Below are 20,507 nucleotides of genomic sequence, written 5' to 3'. Positions count from 1 at the left end.
GCCGATCACGTGCCCACCCCCGACCACAATTCGGCCACCCCCGGTGCCCCGATTCCCCCGCCGTCCATCCGGATGGTTGACTCTGTCGGTCCAGGCGCGGGTCAGTCATATCGTGAGGAATCGACGCATGGCAGAAATCACTGGGGATCAGCGCGTCCAGTCGGAGGTGCTCGAAGGGCTCGCGACGGCGGTCAACCACCGTCGCTGGTTCGTCGAGCTCGCCGTGCCCTACCTCGGTGACAACCCCATCGAGATCGGCAGCGGGCTGGGCGACTACGTCCTCGAGTGGTCCGCGCACATCCCCCGCATCACCGCCACCGAGGCGGACCCGGACCGCCTGGTCCGGCTCAAGGAGCGGCTGGCCGACCACCCGGGCATCGAGGTCCGGCAGATGCTGCTGCCGCACTCCGAGCGCGGCGACTACAGCGCGGCCGTGTCGTACAACGTGCTGGAGCACATCGACGACCACGTGGGCGCGCTGCGCAGCATGCGCGACCTGGTCCGCCCCGGCGGCGCGGTGATCATCATCGTGCCCGCGTTCCAGTTCGCCATGAGCCCGGCCGACATCGCCACCGGCCACGTCCGGCGCTACACGAAGAAGACGCTGGCCGCGGCGATGACCGAGGCCGGCCTCACCGTCGAGAAGATCCACTACGCGAACGCGCTCGGCCTGATCGGCTACTTCATGGCCACCAAGGTCTTCCGGCTGATGCCGAAGGAGGGGCCCATGGTGAAGGTCTACGACACCCTGGTCCTCCCGGCCACCAAGGCCGCCGAGCAGCGCGTCCGGCCGCCGTTCGGCCAGTCGGTCTTCGCGGTCGCCCGCGTCCCGGGCTGACCGGGCCGGGGCCTCCGCGGGCGCGGAGGCCCCGTCGCCTCACTCCTTGATCTGGTAGGTCGGGCGGATGACCGCCCGGGCCAGGGTGTGGAAGGCCAGGTTGAAGCCGACGTACGCCGGGCTGGCCCCCTTGCCCACGTCGAGCCGCTCCACGTCCACCGCGTGCACCGCGAAGACGTACCGGTGGGGCCGGTCGCCGGCCGGCGGGGCGGCGCCGCCGTAGCCGGTGTCGCCGTAGTCGTTGCGGATGCTGAAGGCGCCGCCGAGGTCGCTCTCCGCGGCCCCGGTCGGCAGCTCGGTGACCGAGGCGGGCACGTCCACCAGCACCCAGTGCCAGAAGCCGCTGCCGGTCGGCGCGTCCGGGTCGAAGCAGGTGACCACGAAGCTCTTGGTCTCGTCCGGGAAGCCCGACCAGGCCAGATGCGGGGAGACGTTCTCGCCGCCGGCGCTGCCGTGCGCGTACCGGGCGTCCATCGGCTCGCCGTTGTGCACGTCGTCGCTGGTCAGGTTGAACGACGGCACCGTCGGCAGCAGCTCGTACGGGTCCGGGGCGATCGGTCGTTCCAGGCTCATCGAAACGGTCCTTCCGGGTGCGCGCGAATGTCCTGCGCCCCTTCATACCCCCTCGGCGGCCCGAATCGAACCGGAAGCACCCGGTGTCCGGACAGGCTGCTACTCGACGAGGGATGACGGACCTGTCGGTCAGGGGCGGAGGGTGTGGGATTCGAACCCACGAAGACATCGCTGCCTTACCGGTTTTCAAGACCAGCGCCATCGGCCACTAGGCGAACCCTCCCTGCCGCGTCCCCGACGGGGTACGCGGCCGTGCCTAGTCTGCCACGGCCGGTGAAACCGGCGAGCCGCCGTCCCACCCCTGCTGTCAGGATGCACCCGTGTGGGAAACCCCGGCGGTGGTGCTGATCAGTGGAATCATGGCGGCCGGCAAGTCCACTGTGGCCGAGCTGCTGGCGCGACGGCTGCCGCGGGCGGTGCACCTGCGCGGCGACGTGTTCCGCCGGATGATCGTCAGCGGCCGGGCGGCGCTGACCGCCGACCTCACCGACGAGGCGTGGCGGCAGCTCCGGCTCCGCTACGACCTCGCCGCGTCGGCCGCCGACCGGTACGCCGCCGCGGGCTTCACCGTCGTACTCCAGGACGTGGTGCTCGGTGCGGAGCTGCCGGCGCTGGTCGAGCGGATCCGGCACCGGCCGCTGGCCGTGGTGGTGCTCGCGCCGCGCGCCGACGTGGTCGCCGCCCGGGAGCGGGGCCGGTCCAAGCAGGGGTACGGCGACTGGCCGGTGGCCGACCTGGACGCCGACCTCCGGGCCACCACGCCACGGATCGGGCTCTGGCTGGACACCTCGGCGCAGACCCCGGAGGAGACGGTGGACGAGATTCTGGCCCGGGCGTGGACGGCGGGCCGGATCGGGTAAGACTGGGGCATGCACGCGATCACGATCCCGAAACCCGGTGGCCCCGAGGCTCTCGTCTGGGCCGCGGTGCCCGACCCGGAGCCCGGCCCGGGCGAGGTGGTGGTCGAGGTGTGTTCCAGTGCGGTGAACCGGGCCGACCTGCTGCAACGGCAGGGGCAGTACCCACCGCCCCCGGGCGCGCCGGCGTACCCCGGTCTGGAGTGTGCCGGGGTGGTGGCCGCGGTCGGGCCGGAGGTGACCGGCTGGTCGGTCGGCGACGAGGTCTGCGCGCTGCTGGCCGGCGGCGGGTACGCCGAGCGGGTCGCCGTGCCGGCCGGCCAGTTGCTGCCGGTCCCGGCGGGGGTGGATCTGGTCGACGCGGCGGCGCTCCCCGAGGTGGCCTGCACGGTCTGGTCGAACGTCGTGCAGCTGGCCCGGCTGGCCGAGGGCGAGACGTTGCTGGTGCACGGCGGCGGCAGCGGGATCGGCACCTTCGCGGTCCAGCTCGGGGTGGCGCTCGGCGCGACCGTGGTGGTGACCGCGCGGGCGGCGAAGCACGAGCGGCTCCGCGAGCTGGGCGCGGCACACGCCATCGACTACGCGGAGCAGGACTTCGTCGAGGAGGTGCGCCGGTTCACCGACGGGCGGGGCGCCGACGTGATCCTGGACATCGTGGGCGCGGCCTACCTGCCGGGGAACGTGGCGGCGCTGGCCACCGGCGGCCGGCTGGTGGTGATCGGCATGCAGGGCGGCCGCAAGGGCGAGCTGGACCTCGGCATGCTGCTGGCGAAGCGGGCCTCGGTGCACGCGACCGCGCTGCGGTCCCGCCCGCTGGCCGAGAAGGCGCAGATCGTCCGGGGTGTCCGCGAGCAGGTGTGGCCGCTGGTCGAGTCGGGGAAGGTCCGGCCGGTCGTCCACGCCCGGGCGAGGATGGCCGAGGCCGCCGACGCGCACCGGCTGGTGGAGACCAGCGACCACGTGGGCAAGGTGCTGCTGGTCCGCTGAGCGGTCAGGCGGCGTCCGGTGCCGGGCGGGGGAGCATGAGCCGGGCGCCGGAGCCCTCGGCGGCGAGCGCGTCGCCCGGGTTGTAGAGGGTGCAGCGCTGCAACGACAGGCAGCCGCAGCCGATGCAGCCGTCGAGGTCGTCGCGGAGCTTGCCGAGCAGCCGGATCTTCTCGTCGAGGCGGCTCCGCCAGGCCCGGGAGAGGGCGGCCCAGTCGTCGGGGGTGGGCGTCCGCCCGGAGGGCAGCGAGTCCAGCGCCTCCCGGATCTCCTCGAGCGAGACGCCGACCTGCTGGGAGATCCGGATGAAGGCCACCCGGCGCAGCTCGGTGCGGGCGTAGCGACGCTGGTTGCCGCCGGTCCGCTCGGCGCGGATCAGCCCGAGCCGTTCGTAGTAGCGCAGCGCGGAGGGAGCCACGCCGCTGCGCTCGGCGAGCTGGCCGATGGTCAGGGTTGCTTCGTGCATCACAGGGCCTTGAGTTGAAGTGTGCTTCAACTCCGAGGCTATCCGCATGACGACGACAACCGCCACCGAGCCCGCGGTCCTGAGGGCACTGCTCGACCGGGTACGCGCCGGCCGCGAGTTCGGCGCCAACGTGTATTCGACGCTGGACGTGCTCCAGGTGCTCTACGACCGGGTGCTCCGGATCACCCCGGCGACCCTGGACGACCCGGACCGTGATCGCTTCCTGCTCTCGAAGGGACACGCGGTCGCCGGTTACTACGCGCTGCTCGCCGCCAAGGGCTTCATCCCGGTGGCCTGGTTGGACGACCAGGGCGGCCCGGAGAGCCGGCTCGGCGACCACCCCGACCGGTTGCTGGTGCCCGGCGTGGAGATCGGTTCCGGGTCGCTCGGCCACGGCCTCGGCCTGGGCGTGGGCACCGCGCTCGGGCTGCGGGCCCAGGGTCGCACCGGCCCCCGGGTGTACGTGCTGCTCGGCGACGCCGAACTGGACGAGGGCTCGAACCACGAGGCGATCGCCTACGCGGGCGCCACCGGGCTCGGCAACCTGACCGCGATCGTGCTGGACAACCGGTCGGCGAGCCACGGCTGGCCGGGCGGCGCGGCCAGCCGGTTCACCGTCAACGGGTGGACCGCCGCGACCGTCGACGGCCGGGACCACGAGGCCCTGCACACCGCCCTGACCGGGCACCACCACCACCGGCCGCACGTCGTCGTCGCGGTCGTCACCGACGGGGAGTGACCATGAGCATGCGCGACGTCTTCGTGACCACGGCCGAGGAGGTCCTGGCCGATCCCCGCACCACGGTCGTGCTCGCCGACATCTCGGCGGCCGCCTTCGCCCCGGCCGCCGCGCGCTACCCGGGCCGGGTGGTCAATGTCGGCATCCGGGAGCAGTTGATGGTGGGCGTGGCCGGCGGGCTGGCGCTGACCGGGCAGCGGCCGATCGTGCACAGCTACGCGCCGTTCCTCGTCGAGCGGGCGTACGAGCAGATCAAGCTGGACCTCGACCACCAGGGGGTCGGGGCGGTGCTGGCCAGCGTCGGCGCGTCGTACGACCGGGCGGCGGCGGGGCGGACCCATCTCGCGCCGGCCGACGTGGCGCTGATCGACACCCTGCGCGACTGGACCGTGTACGTGCCGGGCCACCCGGACGAGGTGCCGGGGCTGCTGCGGGACGCGGTCTGCGGGGAGGGCTCGGCGTACCTGCGGCTGTCCACGCAGACCAACGCGCGGGCGTACCCCGGGTCGGGTGACCTGCGGGTGCTGCGGAACGCCGGGCCGGGTGCGCCGCTGCTGGTGGCGGTCGGGCCGGTGCTGGACACGGCGCTCGCGGCGGTGGCCGACCGGCCGGTCACGGTGGCCTGGACCCACCGGCCACGCCCGTTCGACACGGCCGGGCTGCGGGCCCTCGCCGGCACCGAGGTGATCCTGGTCGAGCCGTACCTGGCGGGCACCTCGGCCCGGGTGGTGGGCGCCGCGCTGGCCGACCGGCCGCACCGGCTGCTCTCCCTGGGGGTGGGCCGGTCGGAGCTGCGCCGCTACGGCACGCCCGAGGACCACGATCGCTGGCACGGCCTGGACGCGGCCGGCCTGCGCCGCTCGGTCGACGCGTTCCTCACCCCGGCCCGGGCCGCCGCCTGACCGGCGAAACGACGGGACCCCGCCACACCGGCCTGGCCGGGGTGCGGGGTCCCGTGTCGTGCGTGGGGCGTCAGCGGGCGGCGGGGCCGACCGGGTGGCGCCGGGCGCGCTCGCGGGCCAGGATCCAGATCGCCTCGACGCCGTCCTTCCAGGTGATCTTCTTGCCCTCCTCGCGGCCCCGGGCGCGGTAGCTGATCGGGACCTCGTAGGGGCGGATGCGCTGGCGGAGCAGCTTGCCGGTGACCTCGGCCTCCATGCCGAAGCCGCGCGAGCGGACCTGGAGCGAGCGGTAGAGCTCCAGCGGCATCAGCTTGAAGCAGGTCTCCAGGTCGCCGATGTACGAGTTGTAGAGCACGTTGGCGGCGAGCGTCACGCCCTTGTTGCCCATCACGTACCAGAAGCTGTAGGAGCTGTGGCTGCCGAAGGTCCGGTTGCCGTAGACCACCGTCGCCCGCCCGTCGAGCACCGGCTCGAGCAGCCGCGGGATGTCCTGCGGGTCGTACTCGAGGTCGGCGTCGAGGATGACCATGTACTCACCCTCGGCGTTGTCGACGGCGGTCTTGATCGCCGCGCCCTTACCGGCGTTGCGCTGGTGGGTGATCACCCGCAGCCGGGCGTCGTCCACCCGGCCGAGCACCTCGCCGGTGCCGTCGCGGCTGCCGTCGTCGACGACGACGAGCTCGATCTCGCACGGGTAGTCCACCGCCAATGCCTGCTTGAGGGCATCCGCAATGCGTTCTTCCTCGTTGTAGACCGGCATGAGGATCGAGAGCTTCACGGGTTCTCCACGGTGGCGACGGCAAGTCGGGGCCTAGCCTAACCCGGCTGGTCGCCGAGGTCACCACTGCCCGCCCGGCCTTCGCGGACGCCCCCGGCGCACGCCCGCCCGTTCTGCCGGAGAAGTTCCCTTCCGCACCCGCCCGCAACGTTTCCGAGACGTATTCACATCCGGTCACGCGGCGGTTACCTTCTGGTAACTCAATCGACATCCCGCGATTGAGGCGAAAGGAGTGCGTCGATGTCTGGTACCCCCGCCAGGCGCGCACGGACGACGCGACGCCGCACCCTGGCCGTCCTGTCCGCCGCCGCCCTCGCCCTGCCGGCGCTGTTCGGACCGGCTGCCCCCGCAGCCGCCGCCGACCGGCCCGTCGTCCAGCCGCTCCCCGCCGCGCTGGAGACCGTCCGCGCCGCCGAGGCCACCGCCCTCTACGGCTCCCCCGACATCCGCCCGCTCGAACAGCGGCGCACCGCGCTGGTCACGATGGGCGACAGCGAGATCTCCGGTGAGGGCGTCGGCAACTACGTGCCCGGCACCCACCAGGACGGAAACTGGTGCGACCGCTCGTACGACCAGGCGGTGTTCCGCACCGGCATCCCGGCCGACCAGAAGTACAACCTGGCCTGCTCGGGGGCGACCCCGTGGAACCTGATCGCCGGCGGGCCGACCCAGCACAACGAGCTGAACCAGGGCGACCAGTTGGCGATCAAAGCGCGCAACACGCACGTCCGGCTGATCTGGGTGGTGGTCGGTGCGAACGGCGACGGCACCATCCAGTTCGGGCCGGTGGCCACCGACTGCGCGATCCGCCGGGTCTTCTTCCAGGGCGCGTGCTGGCCCACCTACACCGACCAGTGGACGATCCGCACCGACGGCAGCCGGCAGGCGGTCGAGGCGGCGCTGACCTCGATCCGGCAGACCATGACCGGCGCCGGCTACCTGCGCTCGGACTACGAACTGGTGCTCATGTCGTACCCGAGCCCGGGCAGCCCGGACGTCGAGGACAACCCGAACTTCCCCGGCTGGTACTCCGGCGGCTGCCTGCTCTACCTGGCCGACATGGCGTTCGCCCGCAACAAGGCGGTGCCCATGTTCGAGTCGGCGCTGCGCGCGGCCGCCGCCGACACCGGCACCCGCTACCTGGACGCCAGCCGGCTCTTCCACGGCCACGAGGTGTGCACCGACAACACCTCGGTCCGCGGCCTCTACATCGAGATCGGGGTCTGGGACGAGAACGCGGCGCGGCAGTCCTTCCACCCCAACTACCGCGGGCACGGCATGTTCGCCCAGTGCGTCACCCAGTTCTGGAACGCGGGCGCCCAGCGGGCCACCTGCGTCGACCCCGCCAGCACCGGGCAGGGCGTGCTGGTCGACGGGCTGCTGGAGTTCCGGCAGCTCCGCAACGTCGCCACCGGGACCTGTGTGGACGGCCGGGGCTACGACTCCCGCAACGGCACGACGCAGCAGTCGTACGCCTGCCACGGCGGCCGCAACCAGGGCTTCTGGTACGACCCGGCCCGGCAGTCGCTGCACTCCGAGCTCTCCCACGACCGCTGTCTCGACGTGAGCGGCGGCAACCTGACCGCCGGCACCACGGTCAACATCCACGACTGCCACGGCGGGGCCAACCAGAAGTTCGTCTTCGCCGGCAACCAGCTCAAGCCGGCCGGCGCGACCAACCTCTGCGTCGGCTTCGACAACCCCTGGCTCACCACGCCGCGGCTGCGGCTGGCGGCGTGCTCGACCAGCGCCCGCCAGCAGTGGTCCTTCGAGTCCCGGTCCTACCCGAACCCGGTCGGCTACGGCCACGACGACTTCATCGGCTCACGCGTCTACTGAGAAGTGGGAGGGCCCCCGGCACAACGCCGGGGGCCCTCCGTTCAGCGCTGCTTGAGGGGTACGACGACGAGGCGGGCGACGGACGTGTCGCCGTCCTTCGCGCCGGCCACGCCGACCGTCGTGCCGACCTTGATGTCGCTCGACTGCACGGTGGCGCGCCGCTCGACCACCCGGATCTTCTCGTCGAAGGTCCAGGTCATGGTGAAGCCGTCGGTCGACTTCACGGTCATCGACTTCGCGTCGACGGCGGTCACCTGGCCGCGCTGCACGGCGACGGTCTTCGTGCCGCCGTCCTTCGTCTGCACCACGACCTCGCCGTGCAGGGTGTTCTTGCGCAGCAGCACCCGGGCGCGGTGCCGCTTGCGCCACTCCTGCGCCTGCTCGCCCCGCTTGCCCCGCGGGCCGGCCTGCTCGCCGGGCGTGCCGGAGGCCGAGGGCGCCGGGGCGGCGACGGGGTCGACGTCCAACTCGTCGGCGTCGACGCCGAGCGCGGCCAGCGCCTGGCCGTCCGCACCCAGGGCGGCGGCCACCTCGACGGCGGTCTCCTTCGCCGAGTCCTGGGCGACCTCGGCCGGGCCGCAGCCGGCGAGCCCGAGCGCGGCCGCCGCGAGCAGCGCGGTGACGCCGGTGACGATTCCCTGACGTGCCATCAGTGTTCCTCTCGTCCGTGGTGCCGTCAGCCTCCCCCGCCGCCGCGAGCGGATCGTCAGGCCGATGTTCGGGTCAGGTAAGGATCACCGGGCAGCCGGACGGTGAAGGCCGCGCCGCCCTCCGGGGCGTGCCCGGCCGTGATCTCGCCGCCGAGCCGCCGGACCAGCCCGGCGGCGAGCGCCAGCCCGAGGCCGCTGCCCACCTTGCGCACCCCCCGGTACCGCTGGTGCAGCGCACCGCGCTCGAACGCCACCGCCAGGTCGTCGTCGGTGAAGCCCGGTCCGCCGTCCCGGACCTCGACGAAGCCGCCCGCGGCCGGGTCCGCCCCGGCCGCCCGCACCGCGAGCACCACCGGCGCCCCCGGGGGTACGACCCGCAGCGCGTTCTCCAGCAGCCCGTCCACCACCTGCCGGATCCGCCCCGGATCGGTGTACGCGGGCACCGGCCCGTCGGGCGCCTCCACCCGGAACGGCACGCCGACCGCCGCGCACCGGTCGGACCAGGTGCGTGCCGCGTCGGCGGCGAGCCGGGTCAGGTCGACCGGCCCGGGTTCCAGCGGGAAGTCGGCGGCTTCCAGCCGGGCCAGCGCCAGCAGATCGCTGACCAGCCGGTCCAGGTGCTCGGACTCCGCGAGCACCGTCCGCCCGGTCGCCGGCACCGCCTCGGCCTCGATGACCCCGTCGGCCAGCGCCTCGGCGTAGCCGCGGATGGCGGTGAGCGGGGTACGCAGCTCGTGCGAGACCGAGAGCAGGAACTCGCGCTGCCGCCCCTCGCTGGTGGCCAGCGCGGCGGCGAGCCCGTTCAGCGCGTACGCCAGGTCGGCCACCTCGTCCGGCGGCTCGACGGGCACCCGCACCGCCCGGTCCCCGGCCCGCAGCCGGGCGGCGGCGGTGGCCGCGGTCCGGATCGGCCGCGCCAGCCGGCGCGCCAGCAGGAGGCCGGCGGCCACCCCGGCGGCGAGCCCGGCGAGCATCGGCAACCAGAGGCTGAGCAGCACCTGCCGCCACGGTCCGTTGCGGGTCGGTCGGGCCAGCACGACGGCGTCCCCGCCGGGCAGCGCCCGCCCCTCGACCAGGGCGCGTTCGCCGCCGACCAGGCGCCGGCCGGAGAAGTCCCGGCCGGCCGCCACCCGCTTCACCACCTGCGGGGGCAGGCCGGCGTGGTCGGCCTGGCCGGCCCGGACCAGGTACACCTCGATCTGCTGCTGGCGGAGCTGGCGGATGAGCCGGTCCCCGGCATTGTCCCGCTGGCGCGCCGCGCGGACCCGGAGCACCTCGGCGGCCAGCCGCGCCTGGGCGGCCAGCGCCTCCTGGTCGCGCCGCTCCGCCCCGCGCACCGCCAGGGGCACCGCGACCAGCGCGGTGACCAGCACCGACACCAGCGCCACCGCGCAGGTGACCAGCACCGCGCGGGCGGTCAGCGTGTGCGCGAACCGCCGCCGCCGGGGCGGGGCCGGAGGGCCGGACCCGATGACCGGCAGCGCGACGGTGGGCTGTTCAGGCATCGGCCGCGTACCCGACGCCGCGGTGGGTACGGATCACGCTGGCCGGGCCGAGCTTCGCCCGGACCTGCGCCACGTGCACGTCGACCGTCCGGGTGCCGGCGTGTGCCGCGTACCCCCAGACGCCGGCCAGCAGTTCCTCCCGGGTGAAGACCCGGCCGGGCCGGGCCATCAGGTGCGCGAGCAGGTCGAACTCGGTGGAGGTGAGCTGCACCGGGGCGCCGCCGGCGGTGACCGTGCGGCGGGCCGGGTCGAGGGTGACCGCGCCGACCACCCGGGGCCGCTCGGCCGTGGCGGGCGCGCCGGCGGCCCGGCGCAGCACCGCCCGGACCCGGGCGACGAGTTCGCGCGGGCTGAACGGCTTCGTCACATAGTCGTCGGCGCCCAGTTCCAGGCCGACGATCCGGTCGACCTCGTCGTCGCGGGCGGTGAGGAAGATGACCGGTGTCCAGTCGCCGGCCTCGCGCAGCCGCCGGCAGATCTCGGTGCCGGCCAGGCCGGGCAGTGCGATGTCGAGCACGCAGGCCACCGGGCGCAGCCGCCGCGCGGCGGCCAGCCCGGCCGCCCCGTCCCGTTCCAGGTGTACGCCGAACCCGTCCCGGCTCAGGTAGAGCCGGACCAGGTCGGCGATGGCCGGCTCGTCCTCCACCACGAGGACGAGCCCGCGCGGTGCGGCGTCGGCGGTCACCGGCCCATGATTACCGACCGGGGGCCGCCCGGGTGGCCGGCGGAATGTTCGGGTTCGGTAAGGAGCCGGTCAGCGGACCGTCGCGGGACGGAGCACGGCCGTGCGGGCGCCGGCCGGCGGCTGGCCGATGGTGGCGACCAGCCGCTCCGCGGGCGTCCGGAGCCGGGTCCGGAAGGCGTGGTTGAGCAGGGCGTCGAGCTGCCACACCTGCTTCGGGTGGTGGGTGCGGATGAGGAAGCGCTCCCGGACCCCGTCGATCGCGGTCGCCGCCAGCTCCAGGCTGTGCGACCGGGGGTCGGGGCTCCAGGTGACGTTGCTCAGCTCGCGCAGTTCGGTGTTGAGGTGCAGGCGCAGCCGGTGCAGCACCCGGGTCTGCCGGGTGACCACCAGGCGGCGGTGGGTGAGCAGCATGAGGTAGTCGCCGCCGATCGGGTGGTCCGGGCGGCTGCAGCGGGTGACCAGGATGGTCGCGTCGCCGGAGCCGACGCACCGGCGGAAGACCGGCATGTGCCGGCTGACGGTCTGGGTCGCCAGGCCGGTCTCGGCGGCGGCCGGAAGGAACGTTCGCGAGAACACGTCCATGCAAGATGCAACGAGCAGGTGAGCAGGGGTGATATGGGTCACTCCCGATTTCTGGAACTTCCACCCGTGCAAATCGCACCTGCGGTGCGACATTCCGCTCCGCCCGGCCCGTCCGGTCAGCCCGGCGGGGCGGCGAAGAGTTCGCCGAGCCAGCCGGGCACGGCGGCCGCGTACTCGGACCGGGCCGGATCGGGCGTGGCCAGGGCGCGCCGCCAGGACAGTGACCGGCTGACCGTGGCGACCGTCATGGCCAGCCCGGCGGCCTCCCGCAGGGCGGCCCGGTCGTGCCGGTCGGTCCACGCCTCCAGGTAGGCGTCCCGCAGCCGGCCCAGCACCGGGTCGCCCGGCGCCAGCCCGGCGCCGTGCGCCACCGAGTTGAGCGTCACCAGCAGGGTGGCGAACGGGTGGGCCACCGAGGCGTCCCCCCAGTCGAAGAAGCGGTAGCCGGCGTCGGTGACGAAGACGTTCCCGTCGTGCAGGTCGTCGTGCTGCACGCTGGCCGGAACCCCGAACTCGGCCAGCCGCCGGCAGATCGCGGCGAACTCCGGCCGGTACGCCCGCAGCCGTGCGTGCAGTTCCGGGGTCAGCCCGTCCGGCTCGCCGAGCAGCAGGGCGCCGGAGTCGTCGAGCAGGCCGTCCAGGAGTGCCGGCATCAGCTCCGGCCGGTGATCGGGCACCCCCGCGGCGAGCAGCCGGTCGACCCGCGGCGCGACGGCGATCTGCACCGCCGCGTACGCGGGCAGCACCCGCTCCCAGCGCGTCAGGTCCCCGGCGAGCACGTCGCGCAGGCTCGGACCGCCGTCGGGCAGCAGCGACCAGCCGCGCACGGGGTCCACGGCGAGCGGGTCGAGCACCGCCCCCGGAGCGAGCCGGGCCAGCTCGGCCAGGAGTGCCGCCTCGAAGCGGGTGCCCGCGTTGTTGGCCTTGAACCAGACCGGGCCGGCGTCGGTGGGCACCCGCCAGACGAGCGACCAGGGGCGGACCCGGGGCTCGACCGGGCCGGTCACCCGGCGGCCGTGCCGGCCCAGCGCGTCACCGACCCAGGCCAGCGCGGCGTCCCGCCACAGCGGATCGGACCAGTCGGGTGTCGTCACGGTCGGGACGCTAGGCGCTGGCCGGGACGGCGGCCAGCGATTTCAGAGCAGCTCGACGATGGTGGCGTTGGCCATGCCGCCGCCCTCGCACATGGTCTGAAGCCCGTAGCGGATCCCGTTGTCGCGCATGTGCTGGAGCATCGTGGTCATGATCCGGGCGCCGGAGCCGCCGAGCGGGTGGCCGAGCGCGATCGCCCCACCACGCGGGTTCAGCCGCTCCGGGTCGGCCTCGGTCTCCGCCAGCCAGGCCAGCGGCACCGGGGCGAACGCCTCGTTCACCTCGTACACCCCGATCTCCTCGATGCCCAGCCCCGCGCGGCGCAGCGCCTTCGCGGTGGCCGGGATGGGAGCGGTGAGCATCGTGACCGGGTCGTCGGCCGCGACCACGGCGGTGTGCACCCGGGCCAGCGGACGGAGGCCGTGCCGGCTGGCCCACTCGCTGGTGGTGACCGCGAGCGCCGCGGCACCGTCGGAGATCTGTGACGCGGAGCCGGCGGTGACCACGCCGTCGGCCTTGAACGGGGTGGCCAGCTCGCCGAGCTTGGCCAGCGAGGTGTCCCGCCGGATGCCCTCGTCGGCGCTGAACTTGGCGCCGTCGGCCAGCGCCACCGGCGCGAGCTCCGGGTCGAACGCCCCGGCGTCCTGTGCGGCGGCCACCTTCTCGTGGCTGGCCAGCGCGAACTCGTCGAGCTGGGTGCGCGAGAAGCGCCACCGCTGGGCGATCAGCTCGGCGCCGACGCCCTGGTTGAACGGGAGCGGGCTGTCCGCGGCGACGCCCTCGACGCCGCGGTAGCGCTCGAGGATCGCCGGGCTGAACGGCATCCCGCCGGCCACGCTGGAGCCCATCGGCACCCGGGTCATCGACTCGACGCCCCCGGCCACGACGAGGTCGGCCTGGCCGGAGAGGACGGTGGCGGCGGCGAAGTGCAGCGCCTGCTGGCTGGACCCGCACTGGCGGTCGAGCGTGGTGCCGGGGACCGACTCGGGCCAGCCCGCGGCGAGGACGGCGTTGCGCGCCACGTTCCACGACTGCTCGCCGACCTGCGACACGCAGCCCCACACCACGTCGTCGACGTCGCCGGGGTCGATGCCGGTCCGCTCGGCGAGGGCACGCAGCACGTGCGCCGAGAGGTCGACCGGGTGCACACCGGCGAGGCTGCCCTTGCGCCGCCCGACCGGGGTCCGTACCGCACCGACGATGACCGCGTCACTCATGACTACTCCCCGGTAACTTGGCTTGCCCCGATCCTACGTGCTGACCCGGCCGGTCGTCCTCCCCCCGGTCCGGGGGCCGTCCGGCTGGCATGCTGGGACCGTGACTCCACCCCCGGCCCGGCAGTGGCGGGTCCCGCCGGTGCTGCCGGCGGTCAAGGCGCTCGGCGCGCTCGTCCTGGTGGCGCTGGGCCTGCTGTTCGCGGGCGAGGACCGGATCCAGCTGGTGCTCGCCGGCCTGGCCGCGGTCGCGCTGCTCGGCTGGGCGCTGCGCGACCTGGTCGCGCCGGTCCGGCTGGCCGCCGACGGGGAGGGGATCACCGTGATCCAGGGCTACGCCCGCCGCCGGCGGCTGCCCTGGGCGGCCGTGGAGGCGATCCGGGTGGAGCGGCGTACCCGGCGCGGGCTCACCGCCGAGACGCTGGAGATCGACGCGGGCGAGTCGCTGCACCTGTTCGGCCGCTACGACCTGGACGCGCCGCCCGAGGAGGTCGCCGCCGCGTTGGAGGCCGCCCGCGCCACCGCGCGCTGAGCCCGCCGCCCGCGCTGAGCCCGCCGCGCCTGGTCAGCCGGTCAGCGTGGCCGTGCGGACGAGGATCAGCCCGAGCAGCGCCACCAGCAGGATCGTCCCGCCGGCGACCTGGAAGGCGGTGCGCCGCATCCGCGGGGCGTACGCCAGGACCAGGGCCATCAGCGCCCCGACCACGAGGCCGCCGAGGTGCCCGGCCACCGAGATGCCCGGCACGGTGAACGTGAAGATCAGGTTGATCACGAGGATCGGCACGATGGCCGACGTGTCCCGGCCCAGCCGGCGCAGGATCACGAAGATCGCGGCGAACAGGCCGAAGATGGCCGTCGACGCCCCGACGGCGGGCTGGTTGGGGGCGCTGAACAGGTAGACGGCGACGTTGCCGCCGAGCCCGGCGATCAGGTAGAGCGCCAGGAACCGCAGCGGGCCGAGCACCGCCTCGAGGTTGCGCCCCAGCACCCAGAGCGCCCACATGTTGAGCAGCAGGTGCACCAGGCCGTAGTGCAGGAACATCGCGGTGGCCAGCCGGTACCACTCACCGGCGGCGACGCCGTGCGGCTCGCCGAAGGCAACGTACGGGGCGTAGCCCAGCACGGCGCCCCAGTTGGTCAGCGGCGTCGAGCCGCCCATGAGGCCGCCGAAGCCGGACCCCCCGGCGGCGGCGTCCCCGCCCCGGTCGGAGGCGATGGAAAGGACCATGACCAGCACATTCAGTGCGATCAGGGTCTTGGTGACGTAGCCCTGGCGGCCGGCGGCACCGCCCCCGAAGGCGGTACGCGCCGGCCGCACGCTGCGGCGTCCCTCGCTGACGCACTCCGGGCACTGGTGGCCCACGGAGGCGTCCCGCATGCACTCCGGGCAGATCGGCCGGTCACAGCGCGTGCACCGGACGTACGTCTCCCGGCCGGGGTGCCGGTAGCAGACCGGAGTGGTCGGCGCCGGCCCGCCGGTGGCGTCGCCTGCCTGCCCGGAGCGCTCAGTCATGCGAGCAAAGGTACCCGCGCGACGCTCAGGCCGGCTTGCGCTCGATCTCGACGCGCTCGATGACCACGTCCTGGAGCGGCCGGTCGCTCGGGCCGGTCGGGGTGTTGGCGATCGAGTCCACGACCTTCGCCGACTGCTCGTCCGCGACCTGCCCGAAGATGGTGTGCCGGTTGTTCAGGTGCGGCGTCGGGCCCACCGTGATGAAGAACTGCGAGCCGTTGGTGCCCGGCCCGGCGTTCGCCATCGCCAGCAGGTACGGCCGGTCGAAGCGCAGCTCCGGGTGGAACTCGTCGCCGAACTTGTAGCCCGGGCCACCGCGACCGGTGCCGGTCGGGTCACCCATCTGGATCATGAAGCCGCTGATCACGCGGTGCGAGATGGTGCCGTCGTAGTACGGCCCGCTGCCCGGCTGGCCGGTGCGCGGGTCGATGTACTCCCGGGTGCCCTCGGCCAGTTCCACGAAGTTGCGGACGGTCTTCGGCGCGTGGTTCGGGAAGAGCTCCAACCGGATCGGGCCAGCGTTGGTGTGCAAGGTGGCGTAGACAGCCTCGGCCACGGGTACTCCTCACTCGTTGGTCAGTTCCATGCGGATCCTCCCATGTGCCCGATCTGGCCATGCGGAGGCATCCGAAGGTGGAGGATGACGGAGGAACAACTCCCAGGAGGTGGGACCGTGTTTGGAATCGGGCGGCGCAAGACCCAGGGGCAGCTCGCGAGGGCGGAGCTGAACCAGGGCATCGGTCACCTGAGGCAGGCCGCCACGCACGCGGCGAAGGGTGCCGGCGCCTCGGTCGGCCCGCGGGTCCAGGCAGCCCGGGGCGCCGTCGGGCCCACCGCGATCGTCGTCCGGGACCGGGCGTCGAGCGGTGTCGCATCGACGGTCGCCGCACTCGCGCCGCTGCTCATGGCGATGCGCAATGCCCAGGCCGAGGCCGCCGGCAAGGCCTTGACCAGCCGGAAGGCCGCCACCGCCAAGCAGGCCGCCATGAGCAAGAAGGTGAAGGCGAAGAACATGAAGGCCGCGAAGAAGAAGCAGAAGAGGTCGCGCGGCATGACGACCGGCCTGCTGGTCGCCGGGACCGTCGCCGGCCTGGCCGGTGCGATGGCCATGCGCCGTCGCCGCGAGCAGCAGGAATGGGCCGAGTACGACCCGACCGGCAAGCTGGACCCGATGCGGGAGGACGTGGACACCATCGTGGTGGAGACCCCCGACGCGACCGCGAAGGTCACCCAGGCCGGCCCGACCGGCGCCGGCAGTTCGGCGGTGGCCGGCAGCGGCAGCGCCTCGACCGCCACGTCGAGCAGCCAGCCGGTGATCCAGCCGACCGACAAGGTCCCCTCGGTCGCCGAGGGCGCCCGGGACGTCTCCGGCCGCCCGGCGGACGACGTCACCAAGGCCACGCAGAACGGCCGGAGCACCGCCAAGTCCAGCGGTCGCCGCTGACCCGACGGTCACCGGAAAGCGCCGGCGCGCGGGGGTACGCCCCACGCGGCCGGCGCTTCCGTCTGCGGGGTCAGAGCCAGCCGTTGCGGCGGAACAGCCGGTAGAGCGTGAACGACGAGATGAGCATGAGCGCCCACACGCCCGGGTAGCCGTACGTCCAGCCCAGCTCCGGCATGTACTTGAAATTCATGCCGTAGATGCCCGCGATGGCGGTCCACACCGCACCGATCGCCGCCCAGGCCGCGATCTTGCGCATGTCGTTGTTCTGGTCGACGGTGACCTGGGCCAGCCGCGCCTGGAGGATCGAGTTGAGCAGGTCGTCGTAGGAGTTCACCTGCTCGACGGTGCGGCTGAGGTGGTCCTGCACGTCCCGGAAGTAGCGCCGCACCTCCTGCGGCACCTCCCGGTTGACCTGCGAGGTGAGGGTGAGCAGCGGGCGCTGCAACGGCACCACGGCCCGCTTGAACTCCACCAGCTCCCGCTTCATCTGGTAGATCCGCTGGATCCGCCCGCTGCCCTGCCGGTCGAAGACGTCCGCCTCCAGCACGTCGAGGTCGTCCTCCAGCCGGTCGGCCACCTCCAGGTAGAGGTCCACCACCCGGTCGGTGACCGCGTACGCGACGGCCCACGGGCCGTGCTCCAGCAGGTCCCGTTTCGCCTCCAGGTCGGCCCGGACCGGCGACAGCCGGCAGGCGTCCCCGTGCCGGACGCTGATCAGGAAGTTCGGCCCGATGAAGAGCATCACCTGGCCGGTCTCCACCACCTCGGAGTTCTCGGTCAGCTCGGTGTGCTCGCAGTAGCGGGCGGTGCGCAGCACCAGGAAGGCGACGTCGCCGAAGCGCTCCAGCTTGGGCCGCTGCTGGGCCTTGACCGCGTCCTCCACGGCCAGCTCGTGCAGGCCGAAGGTGGCCGCGATCGCCGTCATCTCCTCCAGCTCCGGCTCGTGCAGGCCGAGCCAGACGAAGCCGTTCCGCTCCTCGCGGGCGGCGGCCAGGGCTTCGGCGTAGTGCCACTCGCCGGGCCGGCGCTCGCCGTCGACGTAGAGGCCGCAGTTGACGATGCCGCTCCGCCCCGCGTCGGCCGGCTGGGTCGTGCGCGGGGTGCCGTCGGCGTTGAGGATGCGCGACATGGCGCGTACCGGGGCCGCCCAGGCCCGTGGTCTGGGTGCCCGGTCGCCGTTCTGCCCGGCGCTGCGGTCGCGTGCCACCCGGTCCGTCATCTCGCCCCCTCTCCACGAAGCTGCGGCTTGCAGGTTACGCCGATCGGGACGGGGTGCAGCGCGGGCGAGCGCGGGGCGGCCGGCCGGGCTGCGACCCGCGTCACGCCCGCCCGGGGGCGGGTGACGGCGCCGGGCGGGCCGGCCGCGTCAGGGGGGTGAGGGGCGACACGGCCCACCCGGCACCCATTGGGGGCGGGAGTTGTGCTGTGCGCGCCGGCGGCCCGGACGGGGGTGGCCCGTGGCTCCCCGGTCGGCGGACCGGTCACCGAGGAAAGGTGAGCGGCGCTCGCAGCATTGTGGGCCGCCGGCCGGCCCAGCGGGAGAGCCGGACCGGCCGGTATCGCCATTCTGTCGGAAACCCGACAGAAGACTAGCCTCGGACGGCCGCCATCGCTTCGGCCAGCCGGCGGACGCCCTCGTCGATGCGGTCGGCCGTCACCGCGGAGAAGGCCAGCCGGAGCGCGTGCCGGCCGCCGTCGATCATGAAGTCGCTGCCCTTGACCACCGCGACGCCGCGCTCGGCCGCCGCCGGGGCCAGCCGGTCGACGTCCACGTCCTCGGGCAGCTCGACCCAGAGGAAGTAGCCGCCGTCCGGCTCCACGAACCGCGCCTCGGGGATGTGCCGGCGCAGCGACTCGGCCAGCACCACGGCGCGCTCGCCGAGCGCGCTCCGCACCGTGTGGATCGACCGCTCGATCTCGCCCGACACGCAGAACTGGTGCACGATCGCCTCGGAGACCATGCCGGGCGAGATGTAGAGGTTGGTGGCCCGCTTGGCGATCGTCGCGATCACGTCCGCGGGGCCGACCAGGTAGCCGACCCGGACGCCCGGGCAGACCGTCTTGGTGAAGCTGGAGGCGTGCACCACGACACCCCGGCTGTCCATCGACAGCATCGAGGGCAGCGGCTCGCCCCGGAAGCGGATGTCCGCGTACGGGTCGTCCTCGAAGATCGTGAATCCGTACTCGGCGGCCAGGTCGAGCAGCTCGCGACGCTTCTCCAGGGAGAGGGTCACGCCGGCCGGGTTCTGGTAGTTCGGGATGACGTGGGCCAGCCGGGGCCGGACGCCCGACTCCAGCAGCTTGCGCAGCTCGGCGGTGTCCAGACCGTCCGGCTGGATCGTCACGCCGTGGATCTCGCCGCCCATCTGCTGCAGGTTGAGCAGCGTCCGGTCGTACGTCGGGCGCTCGACCACCACGGCGTCGCCCCGGCGGACCAGGTGGTCGAACAGGAACGCGTCGGCCTGGAGCGAGCCGTTGGTGATCAGCACCTGGTCGGCCTCGACGCCGTGCTTCTCCGCGATCCACTTCCGCAGGGGCGGGTAACCGACGGAGGTGCCGTACGCCGTGATCCCGGCGGGGTCGGCGTCGAAGGCGCGGACGGCGGCGGCCTTGAGCCCCTCGACATCGACGATGTCCAACGAGGGAGCGCCACGGGCGAAGGAGATCAGCTGCTCGGCGGTCATGCGCACGAGCCTAGGGCCTGGCCCGCCGGGTACGACCGCCATACACGCGAAGTTCAACATGCGGGCGGCCGGTCCGTCCACCAGGGGCGACGCGGATCCGAGCCGAGTTCACGGCTGTCTACCATCCGACCGGAAGCTGGCGCCGGGACCACCGGCCGCCGAAGGATTGCGGGTCGCGGCAGACCCGGGGAGACAGGTGGTGAGGCTCGTGACCGAGGACGAGGCCGGACGGCTCGACGACCAGCAGTTCGCGCAGTGGCTGGCCGGCCGTGCGGGCGAGGCGCTCACCGCGCTGCGGGACCGGCAGGGCTTCGCCGACCCGAAGGCGCTCAAGGACGCCGGCGACCGCGCGTCGCACGAGCTGATGACCGCGGCGCTGGCCCGCTGGCGGCCGGCGGACGCGGTGCTCTCCGAGGAGGAGGCCGACTCGCGCCGGGCCTGGGCGGACGGCGAGCGGGCGCCCCGGCACGACGCCGACCGCGTCTGGATCATCGACCCGCTGGACGGCACCCGGGAGTTCTCCGAGGCCGGGCGGGACGACTGGGCCGTGCACGTGGCGCTCTGGCAGCGCTCCGCCGCGCCGGACGGCGCCCTGGTCGCCGGTGCCGTGGGCATGCCGGCGCGGACCACGGTGGACGGTGACCAGCTCATCCTCGGCACCGCCTGCCCGACCCCGAAGGCGGTCGACGGGCCGATCCGGATCGCGGTGAGCCGCAGCCGCCCACCGGCGTTCGTCGGCGAGCTCGTCGAGCTGCTCGGCGCGCAGGCCGTCCCCATGGGCTCCGCCGGGGTCAAGGTGTGCGCCGTGGTGACCGGCGAGGTCGACGCGTACGTCCACGCGGGCGGCCAATACGAGTGGGACAGCGCCGCCCCGGTGGCGGTGGCCCTGGGCGCCGGAATGCACGCGTCCCGGATCGACGGGTCGCTGCTGCGTTACAACCGGGCCGACCCGCGCCTGCCCGACCTGCTGGTCTGCCGCCCCGAGCTGGCCGACCGGCTGCTCGACGCGATCGCGCGCACCGGGGTCGAGATGCCCGCTTCGACCGTTACCGACACCCCGGGTGGGGCGTTCGGCTGAGTGTTGCGGTACGCACGGCCCAGGTGAACGGAGGCTATCGTCGGTCGGAATGCACGTCCGACCTGAGCCCCGAGAGACGGGCCA

22 protein-coding genes and 1 tRNA gene are annotated in these 20,507 nt (G+C 73.7%); 9 read left to right on the top strand and 14 right to left on the bottom strand.

What is annotated here, in order from left to right:
• Positions 1-127 precede the first annotated feature (127 nt).
• Complete coding sequence (locus GA0070214_RS19230; RefSeq protein WP_091265414.1) at positions 128-838, top strand: class I SAM-dependent methyltransferase; 711 nt, start codon at positions 128-130, stop codon at positions 836-838.
• A 39-nt stretch (positions 839-877) separates the two neighbouring features.
• Here GA0070214_RS19230 and GA0070214_RS19225 read toward each other — a convergent pair whose 3' ends face one another.
• Positions 878-1,411, bottom strand: coding sequence for a YbhB/YbcL family Raf kinase inhibitor-like protein (locus GA0070214_RS19225; RefSeq protein WP_091265411.1), 534 nt, complete (start codon positions 1,409-1,411; stop codon positions 878-880).
• A gap of 136 nt (positions 1,412-1,547) precedes the next feature.
• Positions 1,548-1,634 (bottom strand) — tRNA-Ser (locus GA0070214_RS19220).
• A 97-nt stretch (positions 1,635-1,731) separates the two neighbouring features.
• On the opposite strand from GA0070214_RS19220, the gene GA0070214_RS19215 reads away from it, so the two are divergent.
• Together GA0070214_RS19215 and GA0070214_RS19210 are read left to right on the top strand one after the other, a co-directional pair.
• Complete coding sequence (locus GA0070214_RS19215; protein ID WP_208602818.1) at positions 1,732-2,271, top strand: AAA family ATPase; 540 nt, start codon at positions 1,732-1,734, stop codon at positions 2,269-2,271.
• A 9-nt stretch (positions 2,272-2,280) separates the two neighbouring features.
• Positions 2,281-3,255, top strand: coding sequence for an NAD(P)H-quinone oxidoreductase (locus GA0070214_RS19210; protein WP_091265407.1), 975 nt, complete (start codon positions 2,281-2,283; stop codon positions 3,253-3,255).
• Between the two features lie 4 nt (positions 3,256-3,259).
• Here GA0070214_RS19210 and soxR read toward each other — a convergent pair whose 3' ends face one another.
• Positions 3,260-3,718, bottom strand: coding sequence for a redox-sensitive transcriptional activator SoxR (gene soxR, locus GA0070214_RS19205; protein ID WP_091265404.1), 459 nt, complete (start codon positions 3,716-3,718; stop codon positions 3,260-3,262).
• Between the two features lie 46 nt (positions 3,719-3,764).
• Here soxR and GA0070214_RS19200 point away from each other — a divergent pair, with 46 nt between their 5' ends.
• Both GA0070214_RS19200 and GA0070214_RS19195 read left to right on the top strand, forming a co-directional pair.
• Positions 3,765-4,457 (top strand): transketolase, encoded by a 693-nt coding sequence (locus tag GA0070214_RS19200; RefSeq protein ID WP_091265399.1) that lies wholly within the window; start codon positions 3,765-3,767, stop codon positions 4,455-4,457.
• Between the two features lie 8 nt (positions 4,458-4,465).
• Positions 4,466-5,359: a transketolase family protein gene (locus GA0070214_RS19195; RefSeq protein ID WP_091265609.1), complete on the top strand. Its 894-nt coding sequence runs from the start codon at positions 4,466-4,468 to the stop codon at positions 5,357-5,359.
• Between the two features lie 70 nt (positions 5,360-5,429).
• On the opposite strand, the gene GA0070214_RS19190 is transcribed toward GA0070214_RS19195, so the two are convergent.
• Positions 5,430-6,137 (bottom strand): glycosyltransferase family 2 protein, encoded by a 708-nt coding sequence (locus tag GA0070214_RS19190; protein ID WP_091265396.1) that lies wholly within the window; start codon positions 6,135-6,137, stop codon positions 5,430-5,432.
• A 240-nt stretch (positions 6,138-6,377) separates the two neighbouring features.
• On the opposite strand from GA0070214_RS19190, the gene GA0070214_RS19185 reads away from it, so the two are divergent.
• On the top strand, positions 6,378-7,976 hold the full coding sequence (locus GA0070214_RS19185; RefSeq protein ID WP_091265393.1) for a ricin-type beta-trefoil lectin domain protein: 1,599 nt from the start codon (positions 6,378-6,380) through the stop codon (positions 7,974-7,976).
• A gap of 41 nt (positions 7,977-8,017) precedes the next feature.
• Here the strand turns inward: GA0070214_RS19185 and GA0070214_RS19180 are convergent, their stop codons facing one another.
• The 6 genes from GA0070214_RS19180 to GA0070214_RS19155 form a co-directional block, all read right to left on the bottom strand.
• Positions 8,018-8,626, bottom strand: a complete 609-nt coding sequence (locus tag GA0070214_RS19180) for a hypothetical protein (protein ID WP_091265389.1) — start codon at positions 8,624-8,626, stop codon at positions 8,018-8,020.
• Between the two features lie 56 nt (positions 8,627-8,682).
• The gene (locus tag GA0070214_RS19175; RefSeq protein WP_091265386.1) at positions 8,683-10,131 is read right to left on the bottom strand and encodes a sensor histidine kinase; all 1,449 of its coding nucleotides are present in this window, start codon (positions 10,129-10,131) and stop codon (positions 8,683-8,685) included.
• The gene (locus GA0070214_RS19170; RefSeq protein WP_091265383.1) at positions 10,124-10,816 is read right to left on the bottom strand and encodes a response regulator transcription factor; all 693 of its coding nucleotides are present in this window, start codon (positions 10,814-10,816) and stop codon (positions 10,124-10,126) included. The genes GA0070214_RS19175 and GA0070214_RS19170 overlap by 8 nt, the downstream gene beginning before the upstream one ends.
• A gap of 69 nt (positions 10,817-10,885) precedes the next feature.
• Entirely contained in the window at positions 10,886-11,398 is a 513-nt protein-coding gene (locus tag GA0070214_RS19165; protein ID WP_091265379.1) for a hypothetical protein, read from the bottom strand.
• A 116-nt stretch (positions 11,399-11,514) separates the two neighbouring features.
• Positions 11,515-12,492, bottom strand: a complete 978-nt coding sequence (locus GA0070214_RS19160; RefSeq protein ID WP_091265376.1) for a phosphotransferase — start codon at positions 12,490-12,492, stop codon at positions 11,515-11,517.
• A 42-nt stretch (positions 12,493-12,534) separates the two neighbouring features.
• Positions 12,535-13,707, bottom strand: a complete 1,173-nt coding sequence (locus tag GA0070214_RS19155; RefSeq protein ID WP_091265367.1) for a thiolase family protein — start codon at positions 13,705-13,707, stop codon at positions 12,535-12,537.
• Between the two features lie 100 nt (positions 13,708-13,807).
• Here GA0070214_RS19155 and GA0070214_RS19150 point away from each other — a divergent pair, with 100 nt between their 5' ends.
• Positions 13,808-14,236: a PH domain-containing protein gene (locus GA0070214_RS19150; protein ID WP_091265606.1), complete on the top strand. Its 429-nt coding sequence runs from the start codon at positions 13,808-13,810 to the stop codon at positions 14,234-14,236.
• A 33-nt stretch (positions 14,237-14,269) separates the two neighbouring features.
• Here GA0070214_RS19150 and GA0070214_RS19145 read toward each other — a convergent pair whose 3' ends face one another.
• Both GA0070214_RS19145 and GA0070214_RS19140 read right to left on the bottom strand, forming a co-directional pair.
• Complete coding sequence (locus GA0070214_RS19145; RefSeq protein ID WP_091265364.1) at positions 14,270-15,217, bottom strand: rhomboid family intramembrane serine protease; 948 nt, start codon at positions 15,215-15,217, stop codon at positions 14,270-14,272.
• 25 nt (positions 15,218-15,242) lie between these two features.
• Positions 15,243-15,773 (bottom strand): peptidylprolyl isomerase, encoded by a 531-nt coding sequence (locus GA0070214_RS19140; RefSeq protein ID WP_091265360.1) that lies wholly within the window; start codon positions 15,771-15,773, stop codon positions 15,243-15,245.
• Between the two features lie 84 nt (positions 15,774-15,857).
• On the opposite strand from GA0070214_RS19140, the gene GA0070214_RS19135 reads away from it, so the two are divergent.
• Positions 15,858-16,661, top strand: a complete 804-nt coding sequence (locus GA0070214_RS19135; protein ID WP_091265358.1) for a hypothetical protein — start codon at positions 15,858-15,860, stop codon at positions 16,659-16,661.
• 70 nt (positions 16,662-16,731) lie between these two features.
• On the opposite strand, the gene corA is transcribed toward GA0070214_RS19135, so the two are convergent.
• Together corA and GA0070214_RS19125 are read right to left on the bottom strand one after the other, a co-directional pair.
• The gene (gene corA / locus GA0070214_RS19130; protein ID WP_091265355.1) at positions 16,732-17,880 is read right to left on the bottom strand and encodes a magnesium/cobalt transporter CorA; all 1,149 of its coding nucleotides are present in this window, start codon (positions 17,878-17,880) and stop codon (positions 16,732-16,734) included.
• Between the two features lie 370 nt (positions 17,881-18,250).
• The gene (locus tag GA0070214_RS19125) at positions 18,251-19,345 is read right to left on the bottom strand and encodes an aminotransferase-like domain-containing protein (protein ID WP_091265352.1); all 1,095 of its coding nucleotides are present in this window, start codon (positions 19,343-19,345) and stop codon (positions 18,251-18,253) included.
• A gap of 199 nt (positions 19,346-19,544) precedes the next feature.
• On the opposite strand from GA0070214_RS19125, the gene GA0070214_RS19120 reads away from it, so the two are divergent.
• A complete protein-coding gene (locus GA0070214_RS19120; RefSeq protein WP_091265602.1) occupies positions 19,545-20,423 on the top strand; it encodes a 3'(2'),5'-bisphosphate nucleotidase CysQ in 879 nt (292 codons plus the stop codon).
• The last annotated feature ends 84 nt before the right edge of the window (positions 20,424-20,507 follow it).

Source organism: Micromonospora chaiyaphumensis (genome assembly GCF_900091435.1).
Classification (GTDB): domain Bacteria; phylum Actinomycetota; class Actinomycetes; order Mycobacteriales; family Micromonosporaceae; genus Micromonospora; species Micromonospora chaiyaphumensis.
Note: the sequence above shows the minus strand (reverse complement) of the source record. Positions and strands in the feature narration are given on the sequence as shown.